Annotated in this window: 7 protein-coding genes; 1 reads left to right on the top strand and 6 read right to left on the bottom strand. The window is 39.2% G+C overall.

Annotation, left to right across the window (positions count from 1 at the left end):
- Nucleotides 1-70: 70 nt before the first annotated feature.
- From PSF86_RS01895 to PSF86_RS01870, 6 genes are all read right to left on the bottom strand, one after another.
- Nucleotides 71-1,204 carry a FecR family protein gene (locus tag PSF86_RS01895; RefSeq protein ID WP_277898362.1) on the bottom strand — a complete coding sequence of 378 codons (1,134 nt, stop codon included), beginning with the start codon at nucleotides 1,202-1,204 and terminating at the stop codon, nucleotides 71-73.
- Nucleotides 1,205-1,253: 49 nt separating this feature from the next.
- Entirely contained in the window at nucleotides 1,254-1,826 is a 573-nt protein-coding gene (locus PSF86_RS01890) for an RNA polymerase sigma factor (protein ID WP_277898361.1), read from the bottom strand.
- 342 nt (nucleotides 1,827-2,168) lie between these two features.
- The gene (locus tag PSF86_RS01885) at nucleotides 2,169-3,368 is read right to left on the bottom strand and encodes a phospholipase D-like domain-containing protein (RefSeq protein ID WP_277898360.1); all 1,200 of its coding nucleotides are present in this window, start codon (nucleotides 3,366-3,368) and stop codon (nucleotides 2,169-2,171) included.
- Nucleotides 3,369-3,390: 22 nt separating this feature from the next.
- Nucleotides 3,391-4,122 carry an MIP/aquaporin family protein gene (locus tag PSF86_RS01880; protein WP_277898359.1) on the bottom strand — a complete coding sequence of 244 codons (732 nt, stop codon included), beginning with the start codon at nucleotides 4,120-4,122 and terminating at the stop codon, nucleotides 3,391-3,393.
- 17 nt (nucleotides 4,123-4,139) lie between these two features.
- Complete coding sequence (gene glpK, locus PSF86_RS01875) at nucleotides 4,140-5,630, bottom strand: glycerol kinase GlpK (RefSeq protein WP_277898358.1); 1,491 nt, start codon at nucleotides 5,628-5,630, stop codon at nucleotides 4,140-4,142.
- 25 nt (nucleotides 5,631-5,655) lie between these two features.
- Nucleotides 5,656-7,296 carry a glycerol-3-phosphate dehydrogenase/oxidase gene (locus PSF86_RS01870; protein ID WP_277898357.1) on the bottom strand — a complete coding sequence of 547 codons (1,641 nt, stop codon included), beginning with the start codon at nucleotides 7,294-7,296 and terminating at the stop codon, nucleotides 5,656-5,658.
- Between the two features lie 187 nt (nucleotides 7,297-7,483).
- Between PSF86_RS01870 and PSF86_RS01865 the strand changes: the two genes are divergently transcribed.
- A complete protein-coding gene (locus PSF86_RS01865; RefSeq protein ID WP_277898356.1) occupies nucleotides 7,484-10,642 on the top strand; it encodes a SusC/RagA family TonB-linked outer membrane protein in 3,159 nt (1,052 codons plus the stop codon).
- Nucleotides 10,643-10,649 lie beyond the last annotated feature (7 nt).

Here is a 10,649-nt window from a genome sequence, read left to right as displayed (position 1 = left end):
ATATTTAATTAATTAAATTAGTCGAGGATGGTAGTTTAAATTTTTGCAGGTCTAAATGCCATCCTCTTTTTTATTTCATAACAACGGTTTTATTGGTTATTTCAAAATTTATCTCGTTAGTTTTTTCAATTATTGAAAGTATTTGTTTTAAATCCTGTTTCTTATTAAATACGCCGTTAAACTTTATTTCGCCGGCCTTTGTGTTCTCGATAATTACATCCACATCGTACCAACGCGACAGTACCTTCATGATTTCTTTCAAGGGCTTATCGGTAAAGCTGAACCAGCCTTCTTTCCATGAAATATAATCGTGGACGTTCACGGTATTTACAGAAACTTTAGTATTGTTTTTGTTGAATATGGATTGATTTCCAGGAACTAATTTTTGTCTGGAAACAGGCGACTCAATTGTTACCTTACCTTCCACCAAAGTAGTTGCTATTACCGGATCTTCCTTATATGCCTTTACGTTAAATTGGGTACCCACAACTTCTATGGATTGCTTATGCGACAAAACTTCAAAAGAAGTACCGTGGTTTTTTTCACTGGAAGATACATCAAAATAGGCTTCTCCGTAGTGTAATTCTACTTTTCGGGATTGATTTTTGTTAAATGAAACCGGATAGCGGATTTCTGATTCTGAATTGAGCCAGACCAAGGTGCCGTCTGAAAGTTTTATTTTAAAAATTCCGCCCCTGGGAACTTTCAAGGTGTTGTAATTGACCTCCCCGCTTTTATTATCGGCATGTTTATATGCAATTTCCTTTCCGTTGCTTATAATTTGGTCGTCTTCGTATTTTACGCCTTTGCTGAGAACTACTTTTGTTCCGTCGTCTTTGCTTAAAATTGCCTTACTCGAGCCATAAGGAATCTCAAGGGTTGTGCTTACCACTTCCGACTGCTTCTCTTTTTTAAGATCTGGCTTATACAATAAATAGGATATAAAAGCAACACCGACTGTAATTGCTGCAATGGCAACTTTTTTATAGGGCAGACCTTTTTTCTTCTTCAAATTATATTTGCCCTTTAACTTTGAATAGGCCTTATCTGTATTTACACTAAAAGGTTCTTTGTTGTAATTCTCTTTTACCTTTGCAAAATATTCCCGGTGTTTTTCAGATTCTTCATACCAACTGTCGAAGCTGTTTTTTTCTTCATTGGTTAGTTCTCCGTTAAGTTTTTTTATCAAGAGCTTAAACTCCATTTATAACAATTTATAATGTCTCCGTATTTATACGACACTAAAAAAGTTATTATGGGTGACAAAAAATGTGAAAAATTATTGCAAACAACGTACAGGCATGCAAAATTCTGTCTTTTGCGCGCTTAAGCTGGGTTTTTACCGTATTTATGGAAACATCCAGTTCGTCTGCAATTTCCTTGTACTTATAATCATTTATGTATTTCATTATTACAATCTGCTTCATTTTGTCGGGGAGAACCGCAATAATTTCGTGAACTTTTTCGTACAGACGTACTTTTTCCTCATCGTTGTATGTTTCGAAGATATCGCTATTGAGCGTGGTAATTAAATTAAGATCTATTAAATGGTCGGTATCTGTAATTTTAATAGTTTTTAAATGGTTAATACAACGATTGCGTACGGTGATAAATAAATAAGATTTTAAAGATTTTTTTATGGAGATTAAATGCGACTCTTCCCAAAGGTAGATAAAAACCTCCTGCACAATGTCTTCGCTTACACTAATGTTGTAGGTATACCTAAAGGCATAATTCACCAAATCTTCATACAAAGAATTGAACAAAACCTTGAAGGCTCTTGTGTCTTTTTTTTGAATGCTTATTAATAGTAAATTATGGTCCAACAGTACAGTTTATTCATTAAAAAAATAGCGGTCAACAAATTTCTTATATCCATAAAAAAGTTCAACCCGTGCATGTGCATACGGGCCTCTCATCATTTTTTAAACTATGGAAATATAGCTTTTATATCAGTATTAAAAAATGAGGTCTTGATGCAACACCAACCCATATGCAGCCGCAAAATAAATTTATCATGCATCTGCCGAATGGCTTTGTTCTCAAACTTACAATAAAAAACAAAGAAAATATGAACCTTATTTTAAATTTCTGTGAACAATTACCCGCCTTTCCATATTGACCGACCCCATGTGCATCCTGCCCAACATAAACCCAGATCACAATATTCAACCGTCTACCCCCGGCAGTTCCATCAATTTTTTAAAAAATGAACTGTAATGCTTATAGGTAATTGTATCGTTAAATATCAATGTGGTCTCGTTGTTGTTCCAAATGGCATTATTGGTGAAGTTTTGTGTTCCCGTAACCACTTTGGTCATTGGTTTTCCTTGAACCATTTCCTTGATGAGCATTGTTTTCATATGAATGTTTATCCTGGGCTTGTCCTTATTTACAAGGTTATATATTTTTATTCGTCCGCCTTGTTGCTTTATTTCTTCTAATTTACCCATTAATTTGAGCCCTTTTCCATTTTTTGTAATTACCGTTACTTTTGTCCCTTGCCCGCATAACCGTATGAGCTCATCGGCTATTTCTGTTCGGGAGTCAGACCAGTCGGACATTCCTATTTGGACTGAAGCTTTATCTGGATTTTTTATTTGTTTTAGCAAGGTTACCATTCCGTCGGGCTCCATAACTTTACCATTGTGCCTTTTGGGATAAAATTGCGCCCGGATATGCGAGGGCTCATCATAAAATTCCATAAACTCATAATTATTCATCGTGCTGTCTTTATGAGATTTCATCATAGACCAATACTCTACATACGCATCATATAGGTTCCGGTTGGAGATAATGTTTGCATCTTGTATTTTATGCGTTCCTTTTTCAATAAAATTATGAGATGTTTGAAACACTATATTTTTTTGTCTTTCACCTAAAAAAGTAGTTCCGGAGAACAGTACAAACTTGTTATGATTAATTGCCGATGCCCCATTGTTGTTTTTTATGGTTACCACTTCACTGTGCTCTTTCATGGCAGAAAGTGTGGTTACAGTATTTCCATTATTGCTTCTTTTACTGGAATCCACCAATATATTTAACTGTACTTTTCGTTTCCCGGCCCTAATTAGGGCATTTATCAACCCTTGATGCTCAAACAGGTATATCCCCATGTAAATGGTATCTTTTTCATAAGTCCTATCGACCAGGTTTATCAATGAATCCATGATCATGGTCGATGGTTTTTGCCCTTCTATAAGTTTAAGATCGCTAAACAAAGTAACATGCGACGACACAACATGATCTATTGATTTTGAACGCTCTGTTTTTTTATCAATACAAGATATACATACAGCATACAGTATAATAATTAAAAGCGTGCAGTGCTTTTTATAAGCTTTGGTTACGGGGCTATGAAATCTCATGGTACAAGAGGGTATTTGTTGGTTAAACAGTTAAAGTAATATAAAGTATGGCGGCTATGGCAGCACCTATTATGGGGCCTAGCACGGGAATCCATGAATATCCCCAAATATTTGTCTTTCCCTTTATGGGCAATAACGCATATAATATCCTGGGGCCAAGATCCCTGGCCGGGTTTATTGCATAGCCCGTTGTACCGCCAAGCGCAAGACCAATTGCCCATACCAAAAAAGATACGGGTATAGCACCCAAAGACCCCATACCAATGGGGGTTTGCAAATCGTTGTTCATAACTGGTTCTGTAAAATGAAAAATGACAAAGATCAAAGTAAAGGTCCCGATAATTTCACTTAACATGTTTTTAAAATCATTCCTTATTGCCGGGGATGTACAAAAGGTGGCCATTTTAAGTCCAGCATCATCTGTTCTACGATAATGGTCGTTATACATTGCCCACACTAAAAAGCTACCAAGCATTGCCCCTCCCAATTGGGCCATAACAAACATGGGTACCAAATTCCATGAAAACTTGCCAATAATGGCCAGCCCAATGGATACAGCCGGATTTAAATGGGCCCCACTATATGGCGCCGCAATAACAACCCCTGTAAATACACCAAGGGCCCATGCTGTTGTTATTACTATCCAGCCCCCATTGTTTCCTTTTGTATCTTTAAGCAAAACATTGGCTACAACTCCATTTCCGATTAGGATTAAAAACATGGTTCCTAAAAATTCTGCTGTAAATTGTGACATCATCTATTTTTTTAAATTTAATTATCAGACCAGGTGTTGGCAGTTTCTACTGCTTTTTTCCAATTATCAAGCTCCTTTTGGGTAGAAATTTTAGTATCTGGCTCGTATACGGTTTCGGTTTTCCATTTATTACGGATTTCTTCAGTATTTTTCCATATTCCGGCTCCAAGGCCAGCCAAATAAGCAACTCCCAAGGCAGTTACTTCTGAAGTTTCAGGCTTTTCAATCCTTGCATTTAATATGTTGGATTGAAATTGCATTAAAAAGTTATTTTCAGTAGCCCCACCGTCTACACGTAAATCTTTAATTTCAACATTGGCATCGGCTTCCATGGCTTTGAGCACATCGTATGTTTGAAATGCAATACTCTCCAAGGATGCCCGTGCAATATGGCTAGAAGTTGTTCCTCTGGTAATTCCCACTATGGTTCCCCGGGTATGTTGATTCCAATGAGGGGCACCCAAGCCCGTAAAAGCCGGAACAAAATATACCCCATCGGTATTTTCGACTTTTGTTGCCAATTCTTCAATATCTGAAGCCGAATTAACAATCCCGAGACCATCCCTTAACCATTGCACGACTGCGCCGGCAATGAAGATACTCCCTTCCAGGGCATAATTAATTTGACCTCCAAGTTTCCAAGCTATTGTTGTTATCAGCTTGTTTTTAGAAATAATGGGTTTATTGCCAATATTCATCAGCATAAAACAACCCGTTCCATAAGTGTTTTTTACCATTCCCGGCTCTGTACACATCTGGCCAAATAAAGCTGCGTGTTGGTCTCCGGCTATCCCTGTAATTGGTATTTTCTTAGCAAATATTGCCCCCGAGGTCTTGGCCAGTTCTCCACTGGAATCGCATACATCTGGCAGCATTGTTGCCGGGATATCAAACAATTCCAATAGTTCTTGGTCCCATTCCAATGTATTTATATTAAAAAGCAGTGTTCTGGAAGCATTGGTAACATCGGTTATATGCTTGTCCCTGTTGGTCAAGTTCCATACCAACCAAGAATCTACTGTGCCCAAGGCCAATTTCCCTTGAGAAGCCTTTGTCCTTGCATCGGGAACATTATCGAGTATCCATTTTACCTTCGTGGCCACAAAATAGGCATCGATAACCAGACCTGTTTTTTCCCTAATCATGGGTTCAAGGCCTTTATCTATCAATTCATCGCAATAGGCCGAAGTTCTACGGTCTTGCCAAACAATAGCATTATAGATAGGCTCTCCAGTTTCTTTGTCCCATACAATGGTTGTTTCTCTTTGGTTGGTAATGCCAATAGCGGCAATGTCATCCGATTTTAATTTTCCCATGGATACAGCTTCTGCGGCGACTCCTATTTGAGAGGAGAGGATTTCGTTAGGATCGTGCTCTACCCAGCCCGGCTTAGGAAAAATCTGTGTAAATTCTTTCTGTGCTATATTGACCACTTTACCGTTTTCATCAAAAACTAATGCACGGGAACTGGTGGTACCTTGATCGAATGCTAATATATATTTAGCCATAATTTATAAGTTTTGTTTTTTTGGTTTAATAATTTGAAACTGGTTGATCGATTTTTTCAGCCGAATTATTTATGGATGGATTCAGCATATAATTTTTGGATAATTTCAAAAACTGTAGTGTTTGTGCTTTTTCCCACTCTTTATCCTTTACAAGCTCTTTGGCCATTATCGAGGCTACCATGGGCGCCATTTCTACAGCAGCTTTGGCATCTAAAAAAAGAATACGCAACCTTCTGGCCAGAACATCATCGATAGTACGGGCCATTTCGTACCTTACGGCCCAAACTACATTTGCCATGGTATATGGAAAATCTGGATACAATTTCTTTTTTAATTCGGGCATTTTGTTTTCCAATTCAAGTATCCGTCCAGCATCGCTTCCATATAACTGCATAGTATCTGTATTTTTTTCTTTTTGAAACCCGTGAATTTTCAAATTTTTGGTCACACAAGGCCTGTACTCCATAGTGGCCGTTTTAATGGCCATATCTACAGTATCTTCTGCCATCCTTCTATAGGTGGTCCATTTTCCTCCGGTAATTGTAATCAAGCCCGATTTTGACTTTTTCAACTTATGATCCCTTGAAATTTCTTTGGTCCCTTTTTCTTTATCCTCCGGCAAAACCAAGGGGCGCAACCCGGCAAAAACACTCAAAACATCTTCTCTTGTTGGCGCCTTATCTAAATATTCTTTGAGTGTGTCCAAGATAAACTCTACTTCCTGCGTTAATGCCTTTGGTTCCAATTGATGACGGTCCAAAGGGGTATCGGTCGTGCCTACCAACAAATGGTCGTGCCAAGGAACAGCAAAAAGAACCCTGCCATCTGAAGTAGCGGGAATCATAAGGGCACTATCTCCTTTAAGAAAGCTGCGTTCTACCACCAAATGAATTCCCTGGCTAACTTTTACAAGAGCATTTGCATTGGGGTCGTCCAGCTTTAAAATGTCATCAACAAATACGCCCGTTGCATTTATTACTATTCTTGCATTCACCTTAAAGAGTTCTCCGCTTTCACAATCAGTAGCCTCTACACCTGTGATTTTCCCCTCATGATCTTTCAACAATTTGGAAACTTTTACGTAGTTTAACAAAACGCCACCATTCTCTATACTTGTTTGCGCTAGGTTAATTGCCAGCCTGGCATCGTCAAATTGCCCATCATAATAAGCAACTCCACCATTCAATTTATTGTGCTTAAGGTTTCCCATTTCTTTTGTCACGGTGTCCTTATTTAACAAACGGGTTGAACCAACCCTAAGTTTGCCGGCCATCCAATCGTAAATTTTAAGTCCGAAACCATAGAAAAACTTTTCCCACCAGCGGTAACTTGGAATAATAAAAGGAAGGGGATTTACCAAGTGAGGGGCGTTCTTCATCATAAGCCCTCTTTCATAAAGAGCTTCCAATACTAATTTTATGTTCCCTTGGGCCAAATAACGTACCCCTCCGTGAACTAATTTTGTGCTTCTGCTTGAAGTTCCTTTTGCAAAATCAGATTGTTCCAAAAGCAGGGTTTTATACCCCCTTGAAGCAGCGTCTAATGCAACGCCCAACCCCGTAGCGCCTCCACCAATAACAAGAACATCCCAAACACAATTTTTATCCCTTATTTTTTCTAGTAAATTATTTCGGTTGTATATATTTTCTTTTGTTTCGTTTTTCATTACATATCATAATTTAGAAACAAATGTAGCATTAAAAAGAATAAAAAAAAATAAAAAGATAGCAAATATTGAAATAAAAGCATTGTTATTAGTTATTTTTTATTACATTCGTAATCTGACTGTATAATATTTGTTATTTCGAAATATAACGAATTAACTCACTTAAAAAAACTTAAAAGATAATGTAATGAAAAACAAACAACTTAGATCCCTGTTATGCATATTGTGCATGTTACCTTTAATAGCATGGGGGCAAAACAACCAAATAACAGGAAAGGTTACCGATCAAGAAGGGATGCCACTACCCGGGGCTACCATTATTGAAAAGAACACAAACAATGGAACTACATCCGATTTTGACGGAAACTTCAGCCTGTCAATTTCAGCACGGCAAACCACTTTAGAGGTTTCTTTTATAGGTTTTAAAACCCAGGAAGTCGCTGCAACAGCAAATAGCCCCGTACAGGTTGCACTGACTGCCGAAACAAACACACTTAACGAAGTTGTGGTTACTGCACTGGGAATTAAAAGGGAAGAAAAAAAGCTTGGGTTTTCACAGGCCACTGTCTCATCCGACAACCTCTCGCAAACGGTGCCAAACAACTGGTCTTCCGGATTAAAAGGGAAAGTGGCCGGGCTCAACATTGTATCGTCGGGATCCGGGCCTATTAATTCGCAACAAATAACATTAAGGGGCAATAATTCCCTTAACCCTAATGGCAACAATGCATTAATTGTAGTTGACGGAGTTCCCGTAAGTAGTGAAATGACAACCTCGGGATCATCCTCTGCATATACCGGAGATGATTCGCCCATAGATTACGGTAATGGTATTTCCGACTTAAACCTTGAAGATATAGAAAGCGTTACCGTCCTTAAAGGGCCGGGGGCAACGGCTTTATACGGAAGCAGGGCCGCAAATGGCGCTTTAATTATTACCACAAAATCGGGGACAAAAAAACAAGGCTTGGGCATTACATACAACTCCAACCTAAGCCTGGATGTTATTCAAAGATGGCCGGACTGGCAATACAAATATGGACAGGGAACGGGAAAGAGTTTTGATGACGACGGAAATCCGTATTACTCCTACGGAAGTTCGCAAGATGGAAACAACACTGGAAGCACCAGTAGTGCATGGGGACCAGAATTCAATGGTCAGGATTTTTATCAATACGACCCAACAATAGAAGGACAGGGGGCCCAAAGAACGCCTTGGAAACCATACAAAGACAACAGGAAGGATTTTTGGAGAATGGGCACGACCATCAACAACAATGTATCTATTCAAGGCGGGGGCGAAAACGGTTCCATGCGGGCATCAATTGGGCATTCAAAAAACGAATGGATTATGCCAAATACCGGTTTTGAAAGGATTACCGCCTCTGTTAACGGGAACTACCAAGTTTCTAAAAGCGTGAAAATAGGTACGGTAATTAACTATAACAACCGGAACAGCGACAATCTTCCAAGCACGGGCTACAACAATGGTTCAATAGCCTATTTTATGATTTTCCAAAATCCGAATGTCGACTTGGATTGGTACCGCCCTATTTGGCAGGATGGTCAGGAAAACATTCAGCAAATACAGCCTTTCAGCTCGTATATCGACAATCCGTACCTTATTGCATACGAAGCCACCAACTCCCTTGAAAGCAACCAGATTGTAGGAAATATATATGCCAACTTCCAAATAACACCCGATCTGGAACTTATGGTGCGTTCTTCCTTGAACACATACCGCCAAGATAGAGAGCAACACAGGCCATATAGTATAAACCGTTATGCAAAGGGTTATTTTGAAAACCAGGATATATGGAAGCAGGAAATAAACAACGATTTCCTATTGACCTACAATAAAGAACTATCCAAGAAATTTTCATTATCTGCTTCTCTTGGCGGAAACCAACGGGATTACAAATACAGACGGACCGACGCCTCTGTAGAAGGACTGGTAGTGCCGGGCGTATACAAGCTTTCCAACGGCGTAAACAATCCAGTAATTCAAACTTACGACAGCAATAAAAAAGTAAATAGCTTGTACGGCCTATTGTCTTTATCGTTCAACAATAAAATCTACTTGGACCTTACCGGAAGAAATGACTGGTCCAGTACACTGCCCGTTCAAAACAATTCTTTCTTTTATCCTTCTGCAAACGCAAGTTTTATAGTTTCTGATATTTTTAACTTACCCGATGCCATTGATTTTCTAAAATACCGCTTTTCTTTCGCCCAGGTAGGAAATGACACAGACCCTTATAAAACCAGTAAGTATTATAGTCAAAACGAGTTTCCGAGCGCCGCTACCGTACCGACCACCTTGTACAATGGCAATTTTAAACCAGAAATTACCACCAGCTACGAAACTGGTTTCGAATCCAGGCTTTTTAATAATAGGATTAATTTAGACGCTACCATATACCAAACAGTTACAAAAAACCAGATCCTTTCCGTTCCCCTTGACATAACAACCGGGTACAGCTCCGGAGTGCTAAACTCGGGGGAGGTTAGAAACCGCGGGGTAGAACTTACCCTAACGGGAAAAATCATGAAATCTGATAAGTTTAAATGGAGCTCAACCTTAATTTGGTCCAGAAACTGGAACCGTGTTATGGAATTAGCCGACGGCATTGAAGGACAACAGGAAATAGGATCTGGAGGCCAGGCAACACTTATAGCCAAAGAAGGCGGGACAACCACTGCCATATATGGCTACGGGTTCGTGCGGTCTCCCGATGGGCGTATTGTTTATGATGATGGAGGCCTGCCTGCATATCCCGATGAAATTCAATACATAGGAGATGCCAGCCCTGATTGGGAAGCGGGCTTAAGCAATAATTTCAAAATAGGAAATGTTAATGTAAACATCATGATGGCGGGGCAATATGGAGGCATTATCTACTCGCAAACACACCACAAGCTTACAGAGCAAGGAAAGCTAGCCTCAACTTTCTACGGAAGGGATACAGGTTTTATTGTGGGCGACGGTGTTGTAGATAATGGCGATGGCACCTATTCTGAAAACACAACGGAAGTAGTGACACCAGATTGGTACACAAGATACTACAGAAGGGCCAATGTCGAATCTAATTCTTTTGATGCCTCTTATATTAAATTACGGGAAATAAACCTTTCTTACGATTTTCCCAGCAAATGGCTAGACAATACAGGAATAAGATCGTTGAACATAGGTGTTTTTGGAAGAAACCTTGCCGTAATATCCGATTTTCCTATTTACGACCCCGAAACGGCCGCACTAAACGGCAACACTATTTTACCGGGGATTGAAATGGGACAAATGCCTTCACCGGCCACTTATGGTTTTAGTTTAAAAGTTAACCTATAAAACAACT

The sequence above is a fragment of the Galbibacter pacificus genome (genome assembly GCF_029603165.1).
Lineage (GTDB): Bacteria > Bacteroidota > Bacteroidia > Flavobacteriales > Flavobacteriaceae > Galbibacter > Galbibacter pacificus.
This window is presented reverse-complemented; position numbering and strand designations above follow the sequence as displayed.